This is a genomic window from Halorussus marinus, from assembly GCF_004521895.1.
Lineage (GTDB): Archaea > Halobacteriota > Halobacteria > Halobacteriales > Haladaptataceae > Halorussus > Halorussus marinus.
Genome location: NZ_SBIR01000002.1, coordinates 136,415 through 162,241, shown reverse-complemented (window position 1 = coordinate 162,241; position 25,827 = coordinate 136,415). Strand labels below are relative to the sequence as shown.

Sequence of the window (25,827 nt, the reverse complement as noted above, 5' to 3'; positions counted from 1 at the left end):
CACGCGGTGTTTTCAGACGGTCGAGACGGAGCCGTCGAACGGCTCCGATCGGAGATTTTCGAGCCCGACGAAGCTACGCTTCGTCGAACGAGTCGAATCGAAGATTCGCCGGTTTGACCCGGCTTAGGCCGGGTCGAACGCCGCGGAGCAAGCTCCGCGAGCCCGACGAAGCTACGCTTCGTCGAACAACGTCTCGCCGGCGACCATCTTCTCCTCGACGACGTCCATGTCGAGGGTCACGCCGAGCCCCGGCTCCTCGGGAATCTCGATGTAGCCGTCCTCGATGACGTCCTCCTCGACGAGGTCCTCCCACCAGCCGAGCTGGTAGCTGTGGTACTCGACCGCGAGCGAGTTCGGGATGGCGGTGCCGACGTGGGCGGAGGCCATCGTGGCGACCGGCGAGGAGACGTTGTGCATCGCGACCGGCGTGTAGTAGGTGTCGGCCACGTCGGCGATCTTGCGGGTCTCGCGCATCCCGCCGACCTTCGGCATGTCGGGCGCGACGATGTCGACCGCCTGCTCTTCGAGGAGGCGGCGCTGGCCGTGCTTGCGGTAGACGTTCTCGCCCGCCGCGATCGGCACGGTCGTCGAGTGGGTGACGTTCTTCTGGACGTCGTGGTTCTCCGGCGGAACGGGGTCTTCGAGCCACCAGACGTCGTAGGCCTCTAACGCGGTCGCGAGTCGCTTGGCGCTACCGGTCGAGAACGTCCAGTGGCAGTCGAAGGCCACGTCCGCCCGGTCGCCCACGCGCTCGGTGACCGCCTCGACGATCTCGACCTTGTGGTCGATCTCGGGGTTCCGGAGGTGGCGGTTCGCCCGATCCTTCTCGTGGCCCGAGGGCACGTCGAGGTCGAACTTCAGCGCGTCGTAGCCCAGTTCCTCGACGACGCGTTCGGCCTCGTCGGCGCAGGCCTCGGGGTCGGCTTCGTCGGCGGTGTGACAGTCGCAGTACACCCGCACCTCGTCGCGATACTTCCCGCCGAGTAGTTGGTAGGCGGGCACGCCCAGCAGCTTTCCGGCGAGGTCGTGGAGCGCGACTTCGATCCCCGAGATCGCGGTGACGGTGACGCCCTCGATCGAGCCCTCGCCCGACATCTTCTGGACGAGGTGCTCGTACAGTCGGTCGATGTCGAGGGGGTTCTCGCCGACGAGGAACGGCCTCATCCGCTGGACGAGTTCGGGGACGCCCGCGCCCCAGTAGGCCTCGCCGGTCCCGACCACGCCCGCGTCGGTGTACACGCGCACGAGCGTCCACGGGAAGTTCCCGTCGATCATCGTGGTCTGGACGTCCGTGATCTCGACCTCGCGGTCGCCGCGCTCGCGGTCCAGCCCCATCGACGCCGACGAGAGGTCCCGCATCGTGTACTCGGCGTTCGGGTCGTGGAGCTCCGCGTAGTTGCGCACCATGAAGGGACTTACTTGGCACGGAGTAAAAATTTAGAGGGTACGGTCCAGGCGGACTCTCGCCGCCGGCCGAAAAGCAGGTACGCGCCGGCGGCGACCAGCGGCGCCGCCAGCGCGGGCTCGCCCGGCGGGAGGGCGAGGGCGCCACCGACGATCAGGTACTGTCCCCCCAGGACGGTCCGTTTGTCGAGACGGGATGGGAGCGGTGTCATGATGTGTTGGATCGACTGGCGGAGCGGCGAGCTGTCGGGCGGTTCCGCGAGCGGGGTCGACGATCAGTCGTGATCTCCGACACCGTGCTAAATGTTAGCACTGAAAATGTTAAGCCTTGCGACCGTTTACGGTCGATAAAAACGGGACGGCGGCCCGAAACCGCTACAGAAGGTCGAGGTCGGCGAGATCGTCTCCCAGCGCGTCGCGATCGGCGTCGTCCATCTTCCGAAGCGGGCTCCGGAGCGGCCCCGGTTCGAAGTCGACCGCGCGCAGGTCGAGGGCGGTCTTGACCCCTGCCATGTACGGCCCGCGCTTCAGCGCCGGCCGAACCTCGTACACCTCGCTCTGGAGGGTCCGGGCCCGCTCCTCGTCGCCGTCGTCGTAGGCCTCGTAGAGGTCGACGACGAGTTCGGGGAAGGCGTTGGCGACCGCGCTGACGACGCCGGCACAACCGACTTCGAGCCCCGGGAACAGAAGCGAGTCCGACCCCGCGAGAAACGTCAACTCGGGGTGGGCGTCGATCGCCTGTCCGAGCCACGGCACGTCCTTGCTCGAATCCTTGAGTCCGACGAGGTTGTCGACGTCGGCGAGCGCGTCGAGGGTCTCCAGCGACAGCGAGTTGCCGGTCTTGCTCGGGATGTGATAGACGTACACCGGAAGGTCGACCGACTCGGCCACCCGCCGGTAGTGCTCGACCGCGGCCTCTCGGTCGAGCGGGTAGTAGTACGGCGTGACCACGACCACACCGTCGGCGCCGACCATCTCGGCGCGCTCGGCGTGAGCGACCGTCTGGCGGGTGCTCGGCGCGCCGACCCCCGCGATGACGGGGACGTCGCCGCCGACGGTCTCGACGACCGCCTCGACCACGTCGTCGCGCTCCTCGGGGGTCAGTAGCGGGAACTCGCCGTTGGTCCCCAGCGGGAAGACCCCGTGGGCGCCCCGGTCGACGACGAACCGCGCGTGGGCCGCGGTCGCCTCGTAATCGACCGATTCGTCCTCGTCGAATGCGGTGATCGTCGGCGGCACGACCCCGCGAACGTCGAGCGGGTCGTCCGAACCCGGTGGTGGTGCGTTGCCCATGTTCGTCGCGTCGGGAGCCGCGTCCTTAAGCCGTTCCGTGCGAGAGTACTTTTTCGAGAGTGAGTAAACTTTTAGTCGATGGGATCCGGAGGGTGTGGTATGAACGTGACCGTCAAGCTCACGGGGACGCTGGTCGCCCGCACCGGGACCCGCGAGGCCCGCATCGCGGTGCCCGAGGACGCGACTCTCCGGGACGTAGTCGAGAAGTTCGCCGACTCCTACGGGCCGCAGGTCCGGGCGGGCGTCCTCGACGGCGAGCGCCTGCGCTCGGACACCGTGGTGGTCCGCGAATCCGTCGACGCCGGCGAGACGCTCTCGACCGCGAGCTCGCTCGAAAACGGCGATACGGTTCGGTTCGAACTCAACGTCTGAGCCGGTCGCTCGTCGCTACGCTCCCAGACTCGCCAGCCGGTTCAGCGCGTACACCGTCCGGAGCACGTCCCCGGCCTTCCCCCGGTCGAAGACGAGTTCGTCGGTCCTGATGACGTGGTCGAGCACGTCCCGGGAGGCGTGCTCGGGCGCGGCCGCCACCCCGCAGTCGTTCTCCGCGATCCACTCCATCACTCTGAGGTCGCTCTTGCTGTCGCCCATCACCGCGGTGAAGGGGTCCTCGATGCCGAGCACGTCGAAGGCCGCCTGCACGCCCGCGACCTTGTTGAGTTCGAGACTCCCGATCTCGGCGGCGTCGGCCTCGTAGTACGCCACGTCGATGCGCTCGAACACCGACCGGACCGGCTCGGGCGCGTCGTCGGGCGCGCAGTCTGGCGTTCGGCCCTCGGCTTCGAGGACCGCCCGGATCTCGGGGTCCTGATCGGCGTAGTAGGCGCGGGCCCACTCGCCGGCAGGGGCGTTCGCCTCCGGGTCGGCGGCGTCGGTGCCGACCCGCCGAACGACCGCCTCGCCCAGCAGGTCGAGTTCGTAGACGAGCGCTCGGTCGATGACCTCGGCGGCCTCCGGGCTCCCCGTCTCGAAGTTGGGTTTCAGCGTGACGTTGAACTCGTTGCCCTGGAGGTGACACCCCCGCCGGAGCGCCTCGGGGGCGTCCGAGAGGACGCGGGCGCGCACGTCGTCGAAGATCGACCGGATGTCCTCGTCGAGGTCCTCGTAGAGCAGGCGCTTGGTGTCCGCGCCGTGGCCGGGGGTGAACACCCCGGTCCCGGCCTCGTACACCACGCTCAGGTCCCCGGAGTGGACGAGTTCGTTGCCGAGCCCCTGGATCAAGAACCCCTTGACGTTCTCGAGGGTCTGGCCGGTACAGACCACGATTGGGACCCCGCCCTCGTGGAACTCCGTCAGGAGGTGGAGCGTCTCGCGGGGGATCTCGTTGTCGGTGCCGCCGGCCGACCGCAGGGTCTCGTCGACGTCGAGCACGAGGACGTTGATCCCCCGGTCGTACTTGGCGTGGAGGTCGAGGCCGGTGAACGCCTGATCGCGGGTGGCGTGGGCCGCCAGATCACAGAACGTCTCGCCGGCGTCCGGGAACGCCGACCGGACGGTCTCTTTGCGGTCGGCGAGGTCGTCGCTGGCCTCCTGCCAGTGTTCGAGGGCGACCCGCGAGTCGACCGGCGGAAAGAGGTCGACGAAGTCCTGTAGCGCGCGCAGGGTCGCCGCGTCGAACTCGTCGTAGAGCCGGTAGAGCTGGTCGTAGCGCTCCATGCCCGAACTGGGTCGCTGTCGGGCATAAAGCTCGTGGTGGGGGCGTCGGCGGGCGAATTCGGCGCGCGAGCCCGCCGGTCGGCCCCCGAGACCGCGACGACTCCGATCCGCCAAGGGTTAAGACCGGCCCGGCCGTCGGTTCAGATAATGTTCGACGCCGACGACCTCGCGGAGATCCGCGAGGCCCGCGAGGACTGGGAAGACGAGACCGTCGGGCCCACGGTCGAGCGGTTCGGCGAGCGCAAAGCGGAGTTCACCACCGACACCGGCGGCCAAGACGTGAAACGGCTGTACACGCCCGACGACGTCGCCGAGCTCGACTACGAGGAGGATCTTGGCTTCCCCGGCGAGGAGCCGTACACCCGCGGTCCGTACTCGACGATGCACCGCGGCCGGCTCTGGACCATGCGCCAGTACGCCGGGTTCGGCACGCCCGAGGAGACCAACGAGCGCTTCGAGTACCTCATCGAGAACGGCTCGTCGGGGCTGTCGATGGCGTTCGACCTGCCGACCCAGATGGGGTACGACTCGGACGCCGACATGGCGGCCGGCGAGGTCGGCAAGTCCGGGGTCGCGATCGACTCGCTCCGGGACATGGAGACCGTCTTCGACGGCATCCCGCTCGACGAGGTCTCGACGTCGATGACGATCAACGCGCCCGCGTCGGTCCTGCTGGCGATGTACATCGCGGTCGGCGACAAGCAGGGCGTCGACCGCGAGGAGCTTCGGGGCACGATCCAGAACGACCTCCTGAAAGAGTACATCGCGCGCAACACCTACATCTACCCGCCCGAGCCCTCGATGCGGATCATCACCGACATCTTCGAGTTCTGCGCGGCCGAGACCCCGAAGTTCAACACTATCTCGATCTCGGGCTACCACGTCCGGGAGGCGGGCGCGACCGCCGCCCAGGAGCTCGCGTTTACCCTCGGCAACGGCATCGAGTACGTCGAGGCGGCCCTCGACGCCGGACTCGACGTCGACGAGTTCGCCCCCCAGCTCTCCTTTTTCTTCAACGCCCACAACAACATCCTCGAAGAGGTCGCGAAGTTCCGGGCGGCCCGGCGGATGTGGGCGACGATCATGGACGAGCGCTTCGACGCCCAGAACCCCAAGTCCAAACAGCTCAAGTTCCACACCCAGACCGCGGGCTCGACCCTGACCGCCCAGCAGGTCGACAACAACATCGTCCGGGTGGCCTATCAGGCGCTGGCGGCGGTGCTCGGGGGGACCCAGAGCCTCCACACCAACGGCAAAGACGAGGCGCTCGCGCTCCCGACCGAAGAGAGCGTCCGGACCGCCTTGCGGACCCAACAGATCCTCGCCCACGAGTCGGGGGCGGCCGACACCATCGACCCGCTGGCGGGGAGCTACTACGTCGAGAGCCTGACCGACGACGTCGAGGCCGAGGCGTTCGACATCCTCGACACCGTCGACCAGAAGGGCGGGATGCGCCGGGCGATCGAGGACCAGTGGGTCCAGCGCCAGATCCAGGACGTCGCCTACGAGCGCCAACGCGAGATCGAGGAGAAAGAGCGGGTCATCGTCGGCGTCAACGAGTTCGAGGTCGACGAGGAGCCCGAGGTCGACATCCAGGAGGTCACCGAGGAGGAAGAACAGAAGCAGATCGACCGGCTGAACGAGGTGAAAGCCGACCGCGACGACGAGGCGGTCGAGGCCGCGCTCGCGGCGCTCCGCGAGGCCGCCGAGGGCGAGGACAACCTCATGCCGTACATCGTCGACGCGGTCAAGGCGTACGCGACCGTCGGCGAGGTCTGCAACGTGCTCCGGGAGACGTTCGGCGAGTACCAGCCCGGCGCCGCGATCTGATCCGGGCCGATCGGAGCGGCCGACCGACCGCGAGGCCCCGTCTCAGAGCAGTTCGACCAGCGCGTCGACGTCCTCGGCCGTGTTGAAGACGTGGGTCGACGCCCGGACCGCCCCGTCGGGGTACGGCAGGTCCCGAATCCGCACCCCGTCGTCGGCGTACTCCTCGACCAGCGCCTCGGCGTCGGCGCCGTCGACCCGGAAGGTGACGAGCCCCGACTCGTACTCGCGGGGGCTCAGCAGTTCGACGCCGTCGGCGTCGACGATCCCCGCCTTCAGCCGGTCGGTGAGCTCCTCGATGCGGGCCTCTATGGTGTCGTAGCCGATCTCCTCGACGATCTCGATCGACTCGGCGAGCCCGGCGTACGGCGCGGGCGAGACCGTCCCGACTTCGAGTCGGTTCGCGCCCGGTTCGTAGGCGTACGCCTCGGCGTTGGGGTCCTCGACGCTCCGATACCCGATGTGTGCGGGGTCGAGGTGGCGCTCGGCGCCCTCCCGAACGTAGAGAAAGCCCGCGCCGAACGGGCCGAGCAACCACTTGTGGCCCGCGCCCGCCACGAAGTCCGCGCCCCACTCGGTCACGTCGGTCTCCATCTGGCCCGGACACTGGACGGCGTCGACGAGCACGAGTGCGCCGGCGTCGTGGGCGAGTTCGACGATCTCCTCGACCGGCAGGAGCGTGCCGTGGGTCCAGGTCAGCGAACTCAGACAGACGAGGTCGGCGTCCGCGATCGCGTCGGCGGCCGCGTCGAGGTCGATCCGTCCGGCCTCGCTGTCGAGCACCTCGACTTCGACGCCCCGGCGCGCGAGTCGTTTCCACGGCAGGATGCCCGAGGAGTGTTCGAGGTCGGTCCGGACCACCGTGTCGCCGGGCTCCCAGTCGAGCGCGGCCGCGATCCGATTGATTCCGTCGGTCGTGCTCTGGGTGAGCGCGATCTCCTCGACGGTCGCGCCGAGGTGGTCGGCGACGACCTCGCGAGTCTCGTCTAACACCCCGAAAGCCGCGGGGTAGGCGCCCTCCGCGGCGGGCGCCTCGTACTCCTGATGTTCGAGACAGTCCTCGACGGCGTCGACAACCCGGGCGGGGCTCGGGCTCGCCGCCCCCGTGTTCATGTAGATCGTTCGGTCGAGCGCGGGGATGTCAGCGCGGAGATCGGTCGGCTCCATGGTCGTCGGCACGGCCGACGGTCTGATAAAGACTGTCGAAGCGACAACTGCGGGCGCCCCGGATCACCGGAGTTATCTCCGAGCGAGCCGAGCCATCGGCCATGCGCTTTGACCACGCCGGCATCGCGACCGACGACGCGGCCGGGCTCGCCGAACTGTACGCCGACCTGTTCGACGCGCCGGTGGCCCACGAGGAGGAGTTCGACGGGCTTCGGGTCGTCTTCCTCGAACTCGGCGAGGGCTACTTCGAGTTGCTCGAACCGATCGAGGACGGCACTATCGCGCGCTACCTCGACGCGAACGGGCCGGGGCTCCACCACCTCGCGCTCGCTACCGAGGACGTCGCGGCCGCGCTCGACGCCGTCCGCGACCACGGCGTCGACCTGATCGACGAGGAGCCCCGCCCCGGCGCGTGGGGCCACGACGTCGCGTTCCTCCACCCGAAGTCGACCGGGGGGGCGCTGATCGAGTTCGTCGAGCACTGAGAGTCTCCCGACGCGCGCGCGCCGCCCCGACGCGTCGGTTCCCCTGCGAGTGGCTCCCATAGTCTTAACTGCTCCGACCGGGACCGAGAGGGTAGATGACCGACGAAACACTGCGGTTGGACGACATGACCTGGACGGAAGTCGAGGCGGCGCTCGAAGACGGGACCCGGACCGCTGTCGTGGCGGTCGGCTCCATCGAGCAACACGGCCCGCACCTGCCCCTCCGGATGGACACCATCGCGGGCGAGGCCGTCACCGAGCGCATCGCCGCGAAGCTCGGCGACGCGCTCGCCGCGCCCCCGATCCAGCCCGGCTGTTCGGGCCACCACATGTCGTTTCCCGGCACGATCACGATCCCGCCCGAGACGCTGATGGACCTGATCGAGTCGTACTGCCGGTCGCTCGACGAGCACGGCTTCGAGTGCATCGCGCTCGTGCCGACCCACGGCGGGAACTTCGGCCCGGTCAACACCGTCGCGCCAGAACTCGCCCGCGAACTCGACGCGACGATCGTGACGCTCGCGGACCTCGAGGAGAACATGGCGCTGATGAACGAGGGGATGGCCGAGGCGGGCGTCGACTACGAGGAGCCGTCGATCCACGCCGGCGCGGCCGAGACCGCGGTCGTGCTGGCGGTCGAGGAGGGACTGGTGCGAACCGACGCCCTCGAACCCGGCGCGGAGGGCGAGATCTCGGCGGCCCGGATGATCAACGAGGGGTTCGAGGCGGTCACCGAGAACGGCGTCCTCGGCGACCCCCACGAGGGGACCGCCGAGGCGGGCGAGGCGATCGTCGAGCGGATGGCGAGCGCCTACGCCGAGCAGATCGAGGCCGCGCGCGATCTGGACTGATCGAGAGACGGCCCGTGGCGTCCCCACGCCCGCCGCCCGGGCTCAGGGCGCGGGTCCGAAGTTCTCGGTCTTGGCGTCCTCGGTCGAGCGGCCCGCGGCGTCGAGCGCGGCGGTCGCCTCGTCGAGGAAGTCCGCGAACCCGTAGACGAACACCTGTCCGACGCTGTTTGCGAGCAGGCCGACGACCTCCTCGCCCGAGACGTCGTCGGTGATCGCGACCGTCGCGCCGGCCGCCGAGAGGCCGGCGAGTCGCGCCTCGTGGACCGGGTCGTCGTCCTGGTAGACCACGACCACCTCGCCGCCCTCGGCGGTCGCGCGCTCGCCGATCCCGACCGCCGGGCCGATGCCGGGCCCGCCGGCGAGGACCACGACGCGCTGTTCGCCCTCGTAGTAGGCGTCGCCGAACGGGCCGGCGATCTCGATCGTCGCGCCGGCGTCGAGGCCCGCGAGGTGGGGCCCGAGTGTCCCCTCGGGGTCGACCTCGACGGTCACCTCGAAGGTGTCGTCGGCGCCCGCTTCGCCCGCGGCGCTCCCGGGCGAGGAGAGCGTGTAGTGGCGCGCGACCTGCTCGCCGTCGACGGTCGCGCCGACCTGCACGAACTGGCCCGGGTGAGCCGCGAAGCCGTCGGGGGTTTCGATCGTCAGCGCGACCGTGTCCGAGCCGACCGACTCGACCGACCGAACCGCGACTGCTGTGCCGTCCATGGTCGTGGTTGCGCGGGGACGACTAAAGGCCCTGCGACCCGCGGATTCGGGGCCGGGCGGCGCGGCGGCGCGATCGGCGAAACGTGAGAGCGAGTCGACAGCTCCGGGAGAAACCGGAACGCGTCGCCGGAATCTCGACGCCTCGCACGACCGACAGCCCGGTAGAACGACGACGGGCGCTTCAGAAGGCTTTTGATTTGGGGTGGGTTACGGCCTAGCTAGGAATGCCAGACGACCTGAACTGGGCCATCGGCGGCGAGGCTGGCGATGGCATCGACTCGACGGGGAAAATCTTCGCGCAAGCGCTCTCGCGAGCGGGCCGACACGTCTTCACATCGAAAGACTTCGCGTCCCGCATCCGTGGGGGGTACACCGCGTACAAAATCCGGAGTTCGACCGACCGCGTCGAGAGCGTCGTGGACCGCCTCGACATTCTCGTCGCGCTGACCGAGCGCACCATCGACGAGAACCTCGACGAACTCCACGAGGGAAGCGTCATCATCTACGACGGCGAGCGCACCGAGATGCAGGACGTCGAGGTGCCCGAGGGCATGATCGGACTCGACGTGCCGCTCCAGCGCCTCGCCGAGGAGGCCGGCGGCGCGATCATGCAGAACATCGTCGCGCTCGGGGCGGCCTGCGAGGTGACGAACTTCCCGATCGAGAACCTCGACTCCGCCCTCGAGAAGAAGTTCGGGAGCAAGGGCGAGTCCATCGTGGACAACAACAAGGAGGCCGCCCGGAAGGGTCAGGAGTTCGTGGCCGACGAGTACGACCACGAGTTCGACTACGACCTCGACACCACCGACAACGACTACGTCCTGCTGAACGGCGACGAGGCCATCGGCATGGGCGCGATCGCGGCGGGCTGTCGGTTCTACGCCGGCTACCCGATCACGCCCGCGACCGACGTGATGGAGTATCTGACCGGCCGCATCAACCAGTTCGGCGGCGAGGTCGTCCAGGCCGAGGACGAACTGTCGGCGATCAACATGGCGCTCGGCGCGGCCCGAGCGGGCGCGCGCTCGATGACCGCCACGTCCGGTCCGGGCATCGACCTGATGACCGAGACGTTCGGACTCGTCGCCCAGAGCGAGACGCCGCTTGTCATCTGTGACGTGATGCGGTCGGGTCCCTCGACCGGGATGCCGACAAAGCAAGAGCAGGGCGACCTCAACATGGCCCTCTACGGGGGCCACGGCGAGATCCCGCGGTTCGTGGTCGCGCCGACCAACATCGCGGAGTGTTTCCACAAGACGGTCGAGGCGTTCAACCTCGCCGAGAAGTATCAGACGCCCGTCTTCCTGATCGCCGACCTCTCGATGGCGGTCACCGAGCAGACGTTCGAGCCCGACGAGTTCGACATGGACGCCGTCGAGATCGACCGCGGAAAGGTCGTCGACGAGGACGAGATCGAGGCCTGGACCGACGAGCAAGACCGGTTCCAGCCCCACTTCTCGACCGCCGACGGCATCAGCCCGCGGGCGTTCCCCGGCACCGACGGCGCCGCCCACATGTCGACGGGTCTCGAACACAACTCGCTTGGCCGCCGGACCGAGGACACCGATGTCCGGGTCGAACAGGTCGACAAGCGCAACCGGAAGGTCGAGACCGCCCGCGAGCGCGAGGACTGGGACGTCCGGGAGTTCGGCGACCCCGACGCCGACAACCTCGTCATCTCGTGGGGGTCGAACGAGGGCGCGTTGCGCGAGGCCCTCGAATTCCTCGACGAAGAAGACATCGACGTGCGGTTCATCTCCGTGCCGTACATCTTCCCGCGGCCCGACCTGACCGAGGACATCGAGGCCGCCGACGAGGTCATCGTCGTCGAGTGTAACGAGACCGGCCAGTTCGCCGACGTGCTCGAACACGACGCGCTGACCCGGCTCAAGCGGATCAACAAGTACAACGGCGTCAGGTTCAAGGCCGACGAACTCGCAGACGAGATCAGAGCGAAACTCAGCGCGGAGGAGGTTACAGCATGAGCTCAGACGTACGCTTCACCGACTTCAAATCCGACAAGCAGCCGACGTGGTGCCCCGGGTGCGGGGACTTCGGCACGATGAACGGCATGATGAAGGCGCTGGCCGAGACCGGCAACAGCCCCGACGACACGTTCGTCGTGGCGGGCATCGGCTGTTCCGGCAAGATCGGCACCTTCATGCACAGCTACGCGCTCCACGGTGTCCACGGGCGGGCGCTTCCGGTGGGGACGGGCGTCAAACTCGCCAACCCCGACCTCGAAGTGATGGTCGCGGGCGGCGACGGCGACGGCTACTCCATCGGCGCGGGCCACTTCATCCACGCGGTCCGCCGGAACGTCGACATGACCTACGTGGTGATGGACAACCGCATCTACGGCCTGACCAAGGGTCAGGCGTCGCCGACCTCCCGCGAGGACTTCGAGACCTCGACGACCCCCGAGGGCCCCAAACAGCCGCCGGTCAACCCCCTCGCGCTGGCGCTGTCGGCGGGCGGGAGCTTCATCGCCCAGTCGTTCTCGACCGACGCCCAGCGACACACCGAGATCGTCAAGCAGGCCATCGAGCACGACGGGTTCGGCTTCGTGAACGTCTTCAGCCCGTGCGTGACGTTCAACGACGTCGACACCTACGACTACTTCAGAGACTCCATCGTGGACCTCGACGAGACCGACCACGACCCGACCGACCGCGACGCGGCCAAGGACAAGATCCTCGACGCCGACAAGGAGTATCAGGGCATCCTCTACCAGAACGAACAGAGCGTCCCCTACTCGGAACTCCACGGCCTCGACAGCAACATGTCCGAGATCCCCGACGGCGCGCCCGACGGCGCGACCGACCTCGTCCGCGAGTTCTACTGAGCGTTCCCGTCTCGTTCTCGCCCGGCGTCGCGTTTTTCGATCTTCGCCCCCGGAGAGCCAAGGCTTAACCGCCGTGCGGCCTCACTCGCCGGTATGCAGCGCACCGAGGTGAGCGGTCGTGGCCGATAGCGCGCGAATCCTGCAGACGCTCGTGGTTCTTGCCGGGCTGGCGGTCGCGGTGGGGATCGGGTGGGTCCTGTTCGTGTTCGTCCCCGACGGGAACCTCGCGAGGCTCCTCGGGGTCGTGTTCGCGGTCCTCGCGGGCGTCCTCGGCGCGCGGGCCGCGAGCGGCTTGGCCGCCAGCGCGTTCGCCGACTACGACGTGGCGGAGGTGGCCGTCGAGGGGCCGATCACCCGCGACGGCGGGGGCGGCCGGCTCCCGACGACGCCCGGCGGGACGCCCGCCGACGACATCGTCGACCAGATCGAGGCCGCCGACGACGACGAGGCGGCCCGCGCGCTCGTCCTGAAACTCAACACCCCCGGCGGCGAGGTCGTCCCGAGCGACGACATCCGGATCGCGGCCGAGCGCTTCGACGGGCCGACGGTCGCCTACGCCACCGACACCTGCGCCAGCGGCGGCTACTGGATCGCCAGCGGATGCGACGAGATCTACGCCCGGGAGGGAAGCGTCGTCGGGAGCATCGGCGTCATCGGCTCGCGGATCAACGCCGCCGGGATGGCCGACAAGCTCGGGCTGGAGTACGAGCGGCTCGCCGCCGGCGAGTACAAGGACGCCGGCACGTCGCTCAAGGAGATGACCGACGACGAGCGCGAGTACCTCCAGGGGCTCATCGACGGCTACTACGAGGAGTTCGTCGATCGGGTGACCGACGGCCGCCAGCTCAGCGACGAGCAGGTCCGTGACACCGAGGCCCGGGTGTATCTGGGCGAGGACGCGCTGAGCATCGGGCTGGTCGACGAACTCGGCACGAAACGCGAGGTGAAAGACCGACTCGCGGATCGGCTCGACGAAGACGAGATCGAGGTCCGGGCGTTCGAGCCCGAGAAGAACGTGATGGAGCGGCTCCGGGGCGGCTCGCAGGCGGTGGCGTACGCGCTCGGGGCGGGCGTCGCGAACGCGCTCGCGGGCGAGGACGGCTCTCGGGTGGACGGCTTCGAGTTCGAACTCCGGTGACTGCCCCGGCGGCTGGCGGTCAGGCTCGCGAGGGCGCGAGCAGCGACCGGAGGTGCGGGAGCTCGTTTGCGTCCCCGTCGATCCACTCGGCCAGCGAGGCGTGGCGCCGGTTCCGGACCGTCCGGGTCCGGGCGTCGTAGTCGATCGCGCCGGCGGCCGCGAGTCTGGGGAGGTGGTTGTGGTGGAGTTCGATGGTGACGGTCCGGCGGTGAGCGGACGTGTCGGTTCCGGCCGCGTCGTCCCACTCGCACTCCCGGCAGACGACCCGATCGGCCAGCTCGTCGAGGCCGAGGACGGTCCGGTCGGCCTCGTCGAGACAGTAGAGCACGTACCGACACCGGCGGTTCGCGAGCAGTCTCAGCAGGTCGTCGAGCGACGGTCCGTTCACTGGCGGTCCCCCGTTTCGGCCGCAGGAATTATTTCCAAGTTAATAATGCAGATGGAAACGTCTGACGTTCTTTTCAGTGTACTTCAGACGACAGTATAAGTCCATTGGCTACGAGATCGGCGTACTGGACTCTGAACTGCTACCGATCGTCACCGACACCCGTGACCGTCCGGACCGCGGCCGTCCCGGCGGTCACGCCGTCGAGTACGCGAAAAAGCGGTCGTCGAACCACCGATCGCGCTACTTGAACCGGAACGTCTCTAAGTTCTTGGGCGCGAACGTCCGCATGTTGAACTCGTGGTACAGCGCCGACGAGAGGTCCTGGGTCGACGACTCGTCGCCGTGGACACACAGCACTTTCTCCGGGCGGGGGCTCATCGTCTTCACGAAGTTCATCAGGCCCTGTCGGTCGGCGTGGCCCGAGAAGCCGTCGACGGTCTCGACGTCGAGTTCGAGTTTCAGGGACCCGTTCCGGCCGCCCCGACCGCGACCGCCGCTCCGGTTCATCGGAATCTCGTCCCACCCGTTCTGGATCCGCCGGCCCAGCGTCCCCTGAGCCTGGTAGCCGACGAACACCATGCGGTTGTCGGGGTCGCCGCCGAGGTGGTCGAGCCACGACATGATCGGGCCGCCGGTGACCATCCCGGACGTCGAGAGGACGATGCACTGATCGCCGTCGGCGACCTCGCGGCGCTCCTCCTCGCCGCCGTCGATGTGGTTGAACTGGTCGGCGAGGAACGGGTTCTCGTCCTCGTGGAAGATCCGGTCTCGCAGGTCGTCCCGGAGGTACTCGGGATAGGTGGTGTGGATCGCGGTCGCCTCCCAGATCATGCCGTCGAGGTGGACCGGCATCTCGGGGATGTCGCCGGTCCGCATCGCCTCTTCGAGCACGAGCATCATCTCCTGGGACCGCCCGACAGCGAACGCCGGGATGACGACCTTCCCGCCGCGCTCGTAGGTCTCGTTGATGACTTCCTTGAGCCGGCGCTCGGAGTCCTCCTGGTCGGTCTGGTAGTCGTTGCGGCCGCCGTAGGTCGACTCGAAGATGAGCGCCTCGACCCGCGGGAAGTCGTTGACCGCGCCGTTGAACAGCCGGGTGTCGTCGTAGTGGATGTCACCCGAGAACGCGACGTTGTAGAGGCCGTCGCCGATGTGGAAGTGACACACCGCGCTCCCGAGGATGTGACCGGCGTTGTGGAGGGTGAGCTTCACGTCGGGCGCGATGTCGGTCACGTCGCCGTACTCCAGCGGGATGGTGTGTTTGATCGCCTCCCGGACCATCTCGGACTCGTAGGGCGGCGCGCGGCCCTCCTTGGCCGCGACGTCGAGGTAGTCCAACTGGAGCAGTCCCATCAGGTCCCGGGTGGGCTCGGTGGTGTAGATCGGGCCGTCGTACCCGTACTTGAACAGGAGGGGGATGAGCGCCGAGTGGTCGAGGTGGGCGTGGGTGAGCACGACGGCGTCGATGGTGTTTGCGCCCGCCCCGAGCGCCTCCTCGACCTGAAGGTAGGGCACCTCGCCCTCGGCGCCGGGCTTGTCGCCGCAGTCGACGAGGATGCGGGTCTCGGGCGTCGAGAGGATGAACGAGGCGCGTCCGACTTCCCGACAGCACCCGAGGGTGGTCACGCGGACGTACTCGTCGTCGGACATCTCCTCGCGGTGGATCTGTCGGCCCACCTTCTCCAGGATGTCGCGCCGCTCGTCGCGCTCCTGTTTCAGGAAGTTCCGGACGTTCGAGACCGTCGAGGACTCGATCGGCGGCGTCCGGACGACCTCGGGCGTCCACCCGACCTCCTGGGTGATCTCCCGGAGCGTCGAGCCGTGCTTGCCGATGACCATCCCGGGCTTTTCGGCCTCGATGACGACCTCGCCCGTGTCGACGTGGAAGTCGAGGTCGGTCACGCCGGCCTCGTCGGGGATGACGTCGAGCACGTCGTCGCGGGCTCGGTCGGGCCGCGAGAGCACGTCCGGGTCCGGCCGGACGGTGATTCGCTTGCGGAGCTGGCTCGCGAGCTGTCGGATGAGGTCGCCGTTCCGCGCGAACTTCTTGGGATCGCGGGTGTAGACGACCAGCTCTGGCCCCTCGTACTTCACGTCCGAGACCGAGATGTCGCTCGGTAGCTCGCTCTTTATCTCTTCTCGCAGTTCTTCGAGTTGCTGGTCTACGTTACTCATAGTGGCAAAAGTCGGCTTCGTCGGTGGTGCGGTGTCGGCGCTCGGCGCGCGGCCGAGTCCGGCGTCTACGGTCCCGGCGACCGACCGGTGTCGGTCCCGAGCGGGCTATCGGTTGTAATGCCCGTGTCGATACGGTCGCAAAACCGTGACGACTACGACGTAGAGTACAGCGAAGCATAGATCTCGCTTCTCCGCGGGGTGAAGCTCGCGCGAGTGCGCGAGCGTTCGCGTCCCCGGCGGGACTGCCGCGGACCGGACGCTCATTCGGGGACGCAGGAAAACCCGCTTAGTCGGTATTAGTCGCCGATGTTATAAAAGCCTTCTCAAAACGCACACGCCCAAGGCCCGCGAGCGCGTCCGCCCGGTATGCGACTCACTCCGGAGACCGTCGCCGACGAGTACCGCTGGGTGCGCGAGCGGGCCGCCGTCGTGGTCCCGCTGGTGAACGAGGTGCGGGCCGACCTCGCCGACCGCTTCGACGCCGACGTCGGCGAGGTGACCGCCGGGACCTACCGCCGAGAGGTCGACGCCGTCTTCGCCGACGGCGACCTCGCGGTCAACGTCGCGGCTCTGGTCGCGATCCTCCGGGCCCTCGACGTCGAGGGCGACTACCCGGGGTTCGTGGTCGACGAGTTTCTCGGCCGGCGGCTCGCCGGAACGATCGCCGGGGCCCAGCCGCTCGGCCTGCTCGGCGAGGCGACGTTCCACGTCGCCGACGTGCTCGTCCACCGCGACCCTGACGCGGAAGCCGCCGGCCTCGACGACCTCGACGCCGCCCTCGCGGCGGGGTTCCAGACGCGGCTCCCGGGATGGAACTGGACCGCCGCCGAGAGCCCGTTCGCCGTCGCGGACCGTCCCGACGGCGAGTAGTCGCGCGGCGTCGACGCAGGACGTCCGGTGGGGTGTCGCTATCGTCCCGTCCGGCGCGGCGTCGCTACCGCTCGTCTCCTGACACGTCGCTCACGGCTCGACGTCGACGGGCCGCGTCGACTGTAGCCACGCGTCGGCCCCGTCCTCGGCCTCGATCACGTAGACCGGGCCCGCGTCCGGATCGTAGTCGGTGTAGGCGGTGTAGTTCGTCTCGTGGCGGTCGTTGTAGCGACCCCAGCGGTTCGGCGTCGTGTACTTCTGGGTGGTGTCGTTCATCGAGTATCGGTAGGGCGCGCTCGACGGTCAGTCGCTCGATTCGTCCCAGCGGGTCCGGCAGGCGGGCGAGCAGAAGAGGTAGAGGACTACCGCTCCCGACTCGCCGATCCGCGTCGCGACCGGATGGCGCTCGGCGTCGTCGATCGGCTCGTCACAGACAGCACAGACGTGGGCGCGATCGGCGTCGGGGGCCGGCGCCTCGCGGCGACAGGCCTCCGCGATCGACTCGTCACTCATCGACCGGCGCCGGGGCGTCCGGACGCCGCGCGTCGCCGCCGACCGCGACCGCGACCTCGACGCCGCGGGTCGGGGAGACGGTTACGTCGCAGTCGGCGAACGCGAACGAGACCTCGATCTCGTCGCCGCCGCGTGCGTGGTTCGGAGCGCGTGCCACGATCGCCGCCAGCGCGTCGGGGTCGACCGTGTCGTAGAGCGGCGGCAGTGCGTTCGGGTCGCGGCCGGTCGCGTCGGCGACGGCGTTCACGATTCGGACGGGGACCGAGTCGGCGGCGGTGTCGTGGATGGGCTCGTTCATGGTGATTCTATCCGATACGAGGGGCGCTACCTCCCTATTTCTGGGGCGTCAGTGTATACGCCCGCAGGGGTGGCGGCGTGAATACAGCTTCACTCGTCGGCCCGCTCGTCGAACACCATCGCGAGGAGCTTGCGCTCGCCCCGGCGCAGGTGGCGGTTCACCGTCGGCTGGGAGACCCCGAGCATCTCGGCGACCTCGCTGCCGGAGCTCCGGCGCGGCGACTCGAAGAAGCCGGCGTAGTAGGCGGTCTGGAGCACCTCGGCCTCGCGGTCGGTCAGCCGCTCGCGGTAGTGGGCCCGAAACTCCGCGTCCGACCGGACCGGCCGATCGAGTTCGCGGCGCGTCCGGAGCGAGACGCCCTCGTAGGTGTCGAGAAGCATCCGGAGGAACGCCTGAACGTCGCCGCTCTGTGGGAGCTCGACGGTCAGCTCCGTCCCCGACGGGGTGGCTATCAGCTCCGTGGGCCGCACGCCGTAATCGAGCAGCGACGCGAGGAAGCTCTCGGCGCCCAGCGTCGCCTCGAAGAGGTGACCGTCCTCGCGGTCCGCGACGTGATCGACGCTCTCGACCTCCAGCCCGCGGTCGTGGTAGTCCCGAACCACCGCCGGGTCCGCGCCCTCGATCGAGAAGAACACGCGGAGCGATCCGTCGGCCTGTTCGACCAGCGACTCGAACTCGAAGCGGCTGTCGGTCTCGGCCGCCAGCCTGGCGGGCAGTAGCTCGTGGTCGTCGAGTTCGAAGCTGAGTTCGACGGTCGAGTCGCTCACCACCGCGTTCTTCCGCTCGGCCGCGTTGATCGCGTACGCCACCACCTCCCCGAGCTCGGTCAGCACGTCGACCGCGAGGTCGTCGAAGGCGTCGGACTCGCCGGCGTACAGGTGCAACACGCCGTAGAGCATGTCCTCGTACCGAAGCGGCACCGCGATGCACGAGCGGTACTCCCGCTGGAGCGCCTCCTCGCGCCACGGCTCGAACGGCGGGTTCGCCGACAGGCCGTTGCGGACCTGCACGTCGCGGGTCGCGACCGCGCGCCGGCCGGGCTCGGTCCCGCTGGCGTCCTCGCCGTCGGTGGCGGCGATCGCGTCCAGATACCCCCGCTCGACGCCCGCCGAGGCGCGGGGGGTGAGCACCTGCCCGGTCGCGGTCGGCGAGCCGATCCACGCGAACCGGTACACGTCGGTGTTCGCCAGCTTCGTACAGACCGCCTGTTCGATCTCCTCGCGCGACTCCGCCCGGACGAGCGCGGTCGTCGACTCGCGGATCAGGTCGTTGATCCGGTTGGCCCGCTCCATAGCCGCGGCCCGCTCTTCTAACTGGTCGGCGCGCTCGCGGAGCGTCTGCTCGCGCTCGACGCGTTCGAGGGCGGTCTCGACGTCGGCGGCCAGCAGGTCGAGGATCTTGACCGCCTCCCGGTCGAAGGCCGCGGTCGCGGTCGCGCCGCTGACCAGCACGCCGTACGATCCGAACGGAACCGCCGCGACGCTCCGGAGCGGCGTCGCCGAGTCGTCGACCGCGTCGTCGGTCCGGGTGTCGGGACAGACGTACCGCTCCTGTCGCTGGAACGCGGTCCACGCCAGCGACCGGTCGGCGCCGAGCAGTTCGCCGTTCGGCGCGCCGACGTTCGGCACCGCGGGCGTGTGGGAGGCGGGGTCGAGTCGCCCCGCGTCCTCGTCGTACCGGTAGGCGGTCGCGAGCAGGTTCGGCAGGAGGTCGCTCGCGGTCGCCATCGCGAGGTGGTAGACGCCCTCGGCGGTCTCGGCGGCCGTGAGCGACTGGGCGAACGTGTGCAGCCCCGACAGCTGGCGCTCGCGGCGCTTGCGGTCCGAGACGTCCCGGAGCACGCCCGCCCGGCCGTACTCCCCGTCGCCGAGCGGGAACAGCGACATCCGGATCTCGCCCGGGAACTGCTCGCCGTCGGCGGTCTCTATCGTCGTCTCGATCGTGTCGACGTCGGCCTCGCCCCGTTCGAGTTGCGCCTGCGCCTCGTCGAACTCCGCGACCGATCGGGGCCCGGTCACTACGCTCGCGTGCGCACCGATTAGCTCGTCGCGATCGTAGCCGGTCAGCTCGGCGAACGCCGCGTTGACCGTGAGAAACCGCGCGTTCTCGTCGAGGGCGTACACGCCGTCCGCGACCGTCTCGACCGCCGAGCGATAGCGTTCGAGCGCCTGTTCGCGGGCGTTGCGACTCGTGATGTCCCGAACGATCCCCGTGAAGAACCGCTCGCCGTCGGCGGTGAACTCGCTCAACGAGACGCTCAGGGGAACCTCGGTGCCGTCCTCGTGGCGCCCGGCGAGCTCGACGTCCGTCCAGTCGAGGCGCCGCTCGCCGGTCTCCAGATAGCGCTCGAAGCCGGCGCGGTGTCGCTCGGCGAGGTCGTCGTCCATGATCCGAGTCAGCCGCGAGCCGACCAGTTCGTCGGGCGCGTACCCCAGAATGTCTTCGATCGCGGGGTTGGCAAAGCGGACCACCCCGTCGGTGTCGACGGTCAGGATGCCGTCCGAGGTCGCGTCCGCGACCGCCCGTAGCTGAGCGCTCGCCGGCGGCGCGGCCGAGCGCGATTGGCGGTTCATGGTGGTGTCTGTTCGTTCCGAATCGGCCGCGGGACGGAAAAGCGATTGGGTTCGCTCGGGATCGGGCGACCCGGGGAGCCGTCGGGCGGCGAGACCGCCCCCGACGCGGTCGCTTCACCGGATTTAAGACCACTACACTGGTGGTCTACACCTATGAGCGACGACGAACAGGAACTCGGCATCACCGAGTCCAAAGAACACAGCCCCGGCGACTGGTACGCCGAGGTCGTCACCAAGGCCAAGCTCGCCGACTACGCCCCGATGGGCGGGTTCATCGTCACCCGACCCCGCGGGTACGCCCTCTGGGAGGGCCTGCAGGACCACCTCGACTCGTGGTTCAAACAGACCGGCTCGCAGAACGCCTACTTCCCGGCGCTCATCCCCGAGAGCTACCTCGAACGCGAGAGCGACATCGTCGAGGGGTTCGACCCCGAGGTCGCGTGGGTGACCCACGGCGGCCACGACGAACTCGAAGAACGGCTCGCGTTCCGGCCCACAAGCGAGTCGATCATCACGCCGTTCATGAGCCAGTGGGTCCGGAGCCATCGCGATCTCCCGCTCCGACTGAACCAGTGGTGTAGCGTCATCCGGTGGGAGGCGACCGAGACCAAGCCGTTCTTCCGGACCAAGGAGTTCCTCTGGCAGGAGGGCCACACCGCCCACGAGACCGAAGACGAGGCGTGGGACGAGACGATGCTCCGACTCGATCAGTACGAGCGCCTCTACGAGGACGTGCTCGCGATCCCGGTGTTGCGCGGGCGCAAGCCGCCCCACGACAAGTTCCCGGGCGCCCACACCACGACCACGGTCGAGGCGCTGATGCCCGACGGCAAGTCCGTCCAGGGGGGAACCTCTCACTACCTCGGTCAGGGGTTCGCCGAGGCCTACGACCTCACCTTCACCGACGCCGACGAGGAAGAGAAGGTCGCCCACACCACCTCGTGGGGGCTGTCGTGGCGGGCCTTGGGCGCGCTCATCATGACCCACTCCGACGATCAGGGGCTGGTCCTGCCGCCGACGATCGCGCCCGAGCAGGTCGTGATCGTCCCGATCTGGAACGAGGACAACCGCGAGGAGGTCCTCGACTACGCCGAGGCGGTGGCCGACGACCTCGACGCCGCGGACGTCCGGGTCGAACTCGACGACCGCGACGAGCGCAACCCCGGGTTCAAGTTCAACGAGTGGGAGCTGAAAGGCGTCCCCGTCCGGTTCGAGATCGGCCCCAACGAGGTCGAGGACGACGAGATCACCGTCGTCCACCGCTCCGACGGCGAGGACGCGGTCGAGGACCGCGAGGACATCGCCGACGCGGTCGAGGACCACTTCGATGCGGTCTACGACAAACTCTACGACGCCGCCGAGCAGAACCTCGAAGCGAACGTCCGGGAGGCTTACGAGACCAGCGAGATCCTCGGCACCATCGGCCGGTACGGCGGCTACGTCAAGACGCCGTGGTGTGGCGACGAGGCCTGCGAGCAGGTCATCAAAGAGGAAATCGCCGCCGAGATCGTGATGGTCCCGATGGACCGCGACGAGGAGCCGATCGGCGAGGAATGTGGCGTCTGTGGCGACGACGCCGACGAGACCGCCTACTTCGCGAAGTCCTACTGAGCGTCCGTTTTCGGCTTTTTATTCAGCGTGGGGGACAGACAGCACCACCGCCTCGCCCGACAGCACCCGTTGGCGGTCTTCGTCCCCGTCGGCGCCCACGTCGGCGGCGGTCTCGACCCGAACGCGGTCCCCGCCCATCGCCTCGACGACGGTCGCGGTCGCGGTGACGGTCTGCCCCGGCCGGACCGGGCGCTCGAAGTCGAGTTCCTGTTTTACGTAGACGATGTCGCCCGGCAGGTCCGCGAGGGCGGCGCTGACGACGCCGGCCGACAGCATCCCGTGGGCGACCCGGCCGCCGAACATGGTGTCGGCGGCGTAGTCGCCGTCGAGGTGGATCGGATTGTCGTCGCCGACGAGCGCGGCGTAGTCGTCGATGGTCTGTTCGCCGACCGCGAGGCTCGCCTCGGCGGCGTCGCCGACGGATGCGACTGGCATGCCCGTACGTGGCCCCGGGCGTCGAATCAATCCGCGGGTTAACATGTGAAACAGGGTTTTGAAGGCGCGGTCGTGCGTGGATACCTCCATGCCTTACGCGGACAACGCCGGCGTCTCGCTCCACTATGAACTCGACGCGCCCGAGGACGGACGCGCCGACCGAGAGACGGTCGTCCTCGTGGAGGGGCTTGGCTACGGCCGGTGGATGTGGCGCTGGCAGCGCGAGCGACTCCTCGCGGAGGGGTACCGGGTCGTCCTGCCCGACAACCGCGGGAGCGGCGACTCGGACGCGCCGTCGGGCCCCTACACGATCGAACAGATGGCCGGCGACCTCGACGCCGTCCTCGCGGACGCCGGCGTCGAGCGCGCCCACGTCGTCGGCGCGAGCATGGGCGGGATGATCGCTCAGCGATACGCCCTCGACTACGACCGCGCCGAGAGCCTCGCGCTGTTTTGCACCTCGCCCGGCGGCGACGAGGCGGTCCCGACGCCGCCCGAAACCCAGCGCCGGATGTTCGAGGTCCCCGACGACGCCGACGACCGCGAGGCGATCCGGTACAAGATGGCGCCCGCGATGACCGACGAGTTCCGGGTCGACAACGACGACCTGATCTCGGACATCGTCGACTGGCGACTCGAGAGCGACGCGCCCGACCACGCCCGCGAGGCGCAGGGCGCCGCGGTCGCCGCGTTCGACGCGAGCGACCGACTCGGCGAGGTCGAACTCCCCGCGCTCGTCGCCCACGGCACCGCCGACCGCGTCATCCCGATCGAGAACGCCGACCTGCTCCATCGGGTCCTCCCCGACAGTCGGCTCGCGCTGTTCGAGGACGGCTCGCACCTCTTCTTCATCGAGCGCGCCGACGAGGTGAACGACCGGCTGGCGGCGTTTCTCGCCGATGTTTAGCGGCGGCGAGCGCCCGTACGACTGGGTGGGCGCGTGGAGCCGCAAGCGCGCCGAGCTCTCGCCCGACGCGGTGGGGCTGGTCGACGCGACGACCGACGAGCGCTACACCTACGCGGCGCTCGACCGGCGGGCGAACCGGACCGCCCGTCTGCTGGACGAGCAGGGGGTCGCGGACGGCGAGCGGGTCGCGGTCATCTCGCGAAACCGCCCGGAGCTGGTCGATCTGTTCTTCGCGACCGCCAAGACCGGCGGGGTGCTCGCGCCGCTGTCTCACCGGCTCGCGGCCGCCGAACTGGTCGAAATGCTCGGCGACGTCGACCCCGCGTTGCTCGTGGTCGAGGCGCCGTTCGTCGACCTCGCCGCCGACGTCCTCGACCACGAGGACGCCGACTTCGACCCTCGGGTCCTGACGCTTTCGGCCGACGGCGACGACGCGCGCGCGAACGGGACCGGCGATCCGCGCTGGGAGTCGTGGCCCCAACGCCTCCCGGCCGACGACTCGCCCGTCGAGGCCGGCGCCGCGTCGATGGACGACCCGCACCTCTTTCTCCACACCGGCGGGTCGACCGGGGTGCCAAAAGAGACCGTCCTGACCCACGAGTCGATCCTGTGGAACTCGTTCAACACCATCACCTCGTGGGGGCTCCGGCCCGACGACGCGACCCCGATGGTGTTCCCGATGTTCCACACCGGCGGGTGGAACGTCATCACGGTCCCCCTGTTTCACCTCGGCGGGACGGTGGTGATCGCCCGGGAGTTCGAGCCCGCGACGGTGCTAGACCGCATCGAGTCCGAGCGCGCGACCGTGCTGGTCGCGGTGCCGGCGGTGCTCCGGACGATGGCCGGCCACGACCGGTGGGCCGACACCGATCTCTCGACGCTCCGGTTCGCCAAGTCGGGCGGCGGGCCGTGCCGGGAGTCGGTGATGGAGGCGTGGTGGTCCCGGGGCGTCGACCTCTCGCAGGGGTACGGCCTGACCGAGTGTGGCCCGAACAACTTCACGATGCCCGAGGGGTGGCCCAAGGAGGCGGCCGACAGCGTGGGCGTGCCCGCGATGCACGTCGACGCCCGGATCGTCTCCGAGGACGGCGACCCGCTCGGGCCGGGCGAGATCGGCGAACTGGAACTGGCAAGCCCCCACGCCGCCGACCGGTACTGGCGCGATGAGGCCGAGACCGCCGAGACGTTCGGCCGGTGGGTCTCGACCGGCGACCTCGCCCGCAGGGACGAGGCGGGCTACTACTACGTCGAGGGGCGCAAGAAGAACATGTACGTCTCGGGCGGCGAGAACGTCTACCCGCCGGCGGTCGAAGACCGCATCGCCGACCACCCCAAAGTCGAGGAGGTCGTCGTGGTCCCCGTCCCCGACGACCGGTGGGGGCAGGTCGGCAAGGCGGTCGTGCAGGGCGAGGAGTCGCTGACCCTCGACGAACTCACCGCGTTTCTGGACGGGCGGCTCGCGCGGTTCAAGCGCCCGCGCCACCTCGCGTTCGTCGACGAGATGCCCACCTCGGGGCCCTCGAAGATCGACCGCGAAGCCGTCGAGCGGGCGTTCGGCGAGCGGTGAGCCCTCCTCGGGGGCTCAGTCGTCGTCGGCGTGGGCCTTCTCGGTGCTGTCGACCCCGATCGTCTCCCACTCGCGGTCCCCGTGGGCGCCCTCTCGCTCCTTCGCGCTGGCCGCGACCCGGACGAACTCCGCGTTCTCGCGGGCCGCCGGGATCGTGTGGCCGCCGGAGTACGACAGCCCGGATCGGAGCCCCGCGCAGAACTCCTCGCAGACGTCGCCGACCGGGCCCTTGTAGGGAGTCAGCCCCTCGACGCCCTCGTCGGCGCTGACGTTCTCGGCCTTGTCCGAGCGCTCCTCGGCGGCCGCGGTCGTCGCCATCCCGCGCGAGCGCTTGTACCGGACGCCGTCGCGCTCGATCACCTCGCCGGGCGCCTCCTCGGTCCCGGCGAACAGGCTCCCCATCATCACGGCGTCCGCGCCCGCCATCAGCGCCTTCACCGCGTCGCCGGAGGTGCGGATGCCGCCGTCCGCGATCACGGTGACCCCAAGTTCGCGTGCACGCTCGGCGCAGTCGTCGACCGCGGTGAGTTGGGGGACGCCCGCGCCCGCGACCTTCCGGGTGGTGCAGTGAGAGCCGGGGCCGATGCCGACCTTCACGCAGTCGGCGCCGGCGGCCGCGAGGTCCGCGACGCCCGCCGCGGTCGCGACGTTGCCCGCGATCAGGTCGGCGTCCGGGAACTGCTCGCGGAGGCGTTCGACCGCGGTCAGCGTGCGCTCGAGGTGGCCGTGGGCCACGTCGACGACCACGGCGTCCGCGCCCGCCTCCAGCACCGCCTCGGTCCGGGCGGCGTAGTCCTCGTCGATCCCGACCGCCGCGGCTACGCGCGCGCCGGCGTCGCTCGCGGCCGCGACCTCCGCGGCCTGCTCGTCGACCGTGTAAAAGCGGTGGACGACGCCGAGCCCGCCGCTCTCGTCGAGCGCGACGGCGAGGTCGGCCTCGGTCACGGTGTCCATCGCGGCCGACACCAGCGGTGCGTCGAGTTCGAGATTCGGCGTGAGCGACGTCGAGAGGTCGACGTCGGCGCGGCTATCCACCGGCGAGCGCTGGGGAACCAACAGCACGTCGCCGTAGCTCAGTCCGGTTCGGATGTCGTTCATACCCCTCGATTCGAAGCGACC

At 69.2% G+C, this 25,827-nt stretch carries 24 protein-coding genes; 11 read left to right on the top strand and 13 right to left on the bottom strand.

Annotated elements, in window-relative coordinates; translation table 11 throughout:
- Positions 1–171: 171 nt before the first annotated feature.
- Entirely contained in the window at positions 172–1,407 is a 1,236-nt protein-coding gene (locus EPL04_RS03055; protein WP_134669308.1) for a mandelate racemase/muconate lactonizing enzyme family protein, read from the bottom strand.
- 372 nt (positions 1,408–1,779) lie between these two features.
- Positions 1,780–2,697 carry a dihydrodipicolinate synthase family protein gene (locus tag EPL04_RS03050; RefSeq protein ID WP_134669307.1) on the bottom strand — a complete coding sequence of 306 codons (918 nt, stop codon included), beginning with the start codon at positions 2,695–2,697 and terminating at the stop codon, positions 1,780–1,782.
- Between the two features lie 99 nt (positions 2,698–2,796).
- On the opposite strand from EPL04_RS03050, the gene EPL04_RS03045 reads away from it, so the two are divergent.
- Positions 2,797–3,069, top strand: coding sequence for a MoaD/ThiS family protein (locus EPL04_RS03045; RefSeq protein WP_134669305.1), 273 nt, complete (start codon positions 2,797–2,799; stop codon positions 3,067–3,069).
- A 15-nt stretch (positions 3,070–3,084) separates the two neighbouring features.
- Here the strand turns inward: EPL04_RS03045 and EPL04_RS03040 are convergent, their stop codons facing one another.
- Entirely contained in the window at positions 3,085–4,353 is a 1,269-nt protein-coding gene (locus EPL04_RS03040; RefSeq protein ID WP_134669303.1) for an HAD family hydrolase, read from the bottom strand.
- A 147-nt stretch (positions 4,354–4,500) separates the two neighbouring features.
- Between EPL04_RS03040 and EPL04_RS03035 the strand changes: the two genes are divergently transcribed.
- Positions 4,501–6,183 (top strand): acyl-CoA mutase large subunit family protein, encoded by a 1,683-nt coding sequence (locus EPL04_RS03035; protein WP_134669302.1) that lies wholly within the window; start codon positions 4,501–4,503, stop codon positions 6,181–6,183.
- Between the two features lie 42 nt (positions 6,184–6,225).
- Here EPL04_RS03035 and EPL04_RS03030 read toward each other — a convergent pair whose 3' ends face one another.
- Positions 6,226–7,347: an aminotransferase class V-fold PLP-dependent enzyme gene (locus EPL04_RS03030; protein WP_134669300.1), complete on the bottom strand. Its 1,122-nt coding sequence runs from the start codon at positions 7,345–7,347 to the stop codon at positions 6,226–6,228.
- Positions 7,348–7,448: 101 nt separating this feature from the next.
- Between EPL04_RS03030 and mce the strand changes: the two genes are divergently transcribed.
- Together mce and EPL04_RS03020 are read left to right on the top strand one after the other, a co-directional pair.
- Positions 7,449–7,832, top strand: coding sequence for a methylmalonyl-CoA epimerase (gene mce, locus EPL04_RS03025; RefSeq protein ID WP_134669298.1), 384 nt, complete (start codon positions 7,449–7,451; stop codon positions 7,830–7,832).
- A 95-nt stretch (positions 7,833–7,927) separates the two neighbouring features.
- Complete coding sequence (locus tag EPL04_RS03020) at positions 7,928–8,683, top strand: creatininase family protein (RefSeq protein ID WP_134669296.1); 756 nt, start codon at positions 7,928–7,930, stop codon at positions 8,681–8,683.
- A 42-nt stretch (positions 8,684–8,725) separates the two neighbouring features.
- On the opposite strand, the gene EPL04_RS03015 is transcribed toward EPL04_RS03020, so the two are convergent.
- Positions 8,726–9,388 (bottom strand): FAD-dependent oxidoreductase, encoded by a 663-nt coding sequence (locus EPL04_RS03015; protein WP_134669295.1) that lies wholly within the window; start codon positions 9,386–9,388, stop codon positions 8,726–8,728.
- A gap of 224 nt (positions 9,389–9,612) precedes the next feature.
- Here EPL04_RS03015 and EPL04_RS03010 point away from each other — a divergent pair, with 224 nt between their 5' ends.
- From EPL04_RS03010 to sppA, 3 genes are all read left to right on the top strand, one after another.
- Entirely contained in the window at positions 9,613–11,373 is a 1,761-nt protein-coding gene (locus EPL04_RS03010; protein ID WP_134669293.1) for a 2-oxoacid:acceptor oxidoreductase subunit alpha, read from the top strand.
- Entirely contained in the window at positions 11,370–12,233 is an 864-nt protein-coding gene (locus EPL04_RS03005) for a 2-oxoacid:ferredoxin oxidoreductase subunit beta (protein WP_134669292.1), read from the top strand. Before EPL04_RS03010 ends, EPL04_RS03005 begins: the two co-directional genes overlap by 4 nt.
- A 118-nt stretch (positions 12,234–12,351) precedes the next feature.
- Complete coding sequence (gene sppA, locus EPL04_RS03000; protein WP_134669290.1) at positions 12,352–13,371, top strand: signal peptide peptidase SppA; 1,020 nt, start codon at positions 12,352–12,354, stop codon at positions 13,369–13,371.
- 19 nt (positions 13,372–13,390) lie between these two features.
- On the opposite strand, the gene EPL04_RS02995 is transcribed toward sppA, so the two are convergent.
- Together EPL04_RS02995 and EPL04_RS02990 are read right to left on the bottom strand one after the other, a co-directional pair.
- Complete coding sequence (locus EPL04_RS02995; protein ID WP_134669288.1) at positions 13,391–13,759, bottom strand: DUF7344 domain-containing protein; 369 nt, start codon at positions 13,757–13,759, stop codon at positions 13,391–13,393.
- Between the two features lie 240 nt (positions 13,760–13,999).
- On the bottom strand, positions 14,000–15,934 hold the full coding sequence (locus EPL04_RS02990; protein ID WP_134669287.1) for a beta-CASP ribonuclease aCPSF1: 1,935 nt from the start codon (positions 15,932–15,934) through the stop codon (positions 14,000–14,002).
- A 366-nt stretch (positions 15,935–16,300) separates the two neighbouring features.
- Between EPL04_RS02990 and EPL04_RS02985 the strand changes: the two genes are divergently transcribed.
- Positions 16,301–16,804, top strand: a complete 504-nt coding sequence (locus EPL04_RS02985; RefSeq protein WP_134669285.1) for a hypothetical protein — start codon at positions 16,301–16,303, stop codon at positions 16,802–16,804.
- A 90-nt stretch (positions 16,805–16,894) separates the two neighbouring features.
- On the opposite strand, the gene EPL04_RS02980 is transcribed toward EPL04_RS02985, so the two are convergent.
- The 4 genes from EPL04_RS02980 to EPL04_RS02965 form a co-directional block, all read right to left on the bottom strand.
- Positions 16,895–17,080, bottom strand: a complete 186-nt coding sequence (locus tag EPL04_RS02980) for a hypothetical protein (protein ID WP_134669283.1) — start codon at positions 17,078–17,080, stop codon at positions 16,895–16,897.
- 27 nt (positions 17,081–17,107) lie between these two features.
- The gene (locus EPL04_RS02975) at positions 17,108–17,317 is read right to left on the bottom strand and encodes a DUF7576 family protein (RefSeq protein WP_134669282.1); all 210 of its coding nucleotides are present in this window, start codon (positions 17,315–17,317) and stop codon (positions 17,108–17,110) included.
- Positions 17,310–17,615 carry a HalOD1 output domain-containing protein gene (locus tag EPL04_RS02970; RefSeq protein WP_134669280.1) on the bottom strand — a complete coding sequence of 102 codons (306 nt, stop codon included), beginning with the start codon at positions 17,613–17,615 and terminating at the stop codon, positions 17,310–17,312. The genes EPL04_RS02975 and EPL04_RS02970 overlap by 8 nt, the downstream gene beginning before the upstream one ends.
- 89 nt (positions 17,616–17,704) lie before the next feature.
- A complete protein-coding gene (locus EPL04_RS02965) occupies positions 17,705–20,188 on the bottom strand; it encodes a PAS domain S-box protein (RefSeq protein WP_134669278.1) in 2,484 nt (827 codons plus the stop codon).
- Positions 20,189–20,341: 153 nt separating this feature from the next.
- On the opposite strand from EPL04_RS02965, the gene proS reads away from it, so the two are divergent.
- The gene (gene proS / locus EPL04_RS02960) at positions 20,342–21,799 is read left to right on the top strand and encodes a proline--tRNA ligase (RefSeq protein ID WP_134669276.1); all 1,458 of its coding nucleotides are present in this window, start codon (positions 20,342–20,344) and stop codon (positions 21,797–21,799) included.
- 18 nt (positions 21,800–21,817) lie between these two features.
- Here the strand turns inward: proS and EPL04_RS02955 are convergent, their stop codons facing one another.
- Positions 21,818–22,234, bottom strand: a complete 417-nt coding sequence (locus EPL04_RS02955; protein WP_134669274.1) for a MaoC family dehydratase — start codon at positions 22,232–22,234, stop codon at positions 21,818–21,820.
- An 88-nt stretch (positions 22,235–22,322) separates the two neighbouring features.
- Between EPL04_RS02955 and EPL04_RS02950 the strand changes: the two genes are divergently transcribed.
- Both EPL04_RS02950 and EPL04_RS02945 read left to right on the top strand, forming a co-directional pair.
- On the top strand, positions 22,323–23,141 hold the full coding sequence (locus EPL04_RS02950; protein ID WP_134669272.1) for an alpha/beta fold hydrolase: 819 nt from the start codon (positions 22,323–22,325) through the stop codon (positions 23,139–23,141).
- Positions 23,134–24,708, top strand: a complete 1,575-nt coding sequence (locus EPL04_RS02945) for an AMP-binding protein (RefSeq protein ID WP_134669270.1) — start codon at positions 23,134–23,136, stop codon at positions 24,706–24,708. Before EPL04_RS02950 ends, EPL04_RS02945 begins: the two co-directional genes overlap by 8 nt.
- Positions 24,709–24,723: 15 nt before the next feature.
- Here EPL04_RS02945 and EPL04_RS02940 read toward each other — a convergent pair whose 3' ends face one another.
- Positions 24,724–25,806: a guanosine monophosphate reductase gene (locus EPL04_RS02940; protein ID WP_134669268.1), complete on the bottom strand. Its 1,083-nt coding sequence runs from the start codon at positions 25,804–25,806 to the stop codon at positions 24,724–24,726.
- Between the last annotated feature and the right edge of the window lie 21 nt (positions 25,807–25,827).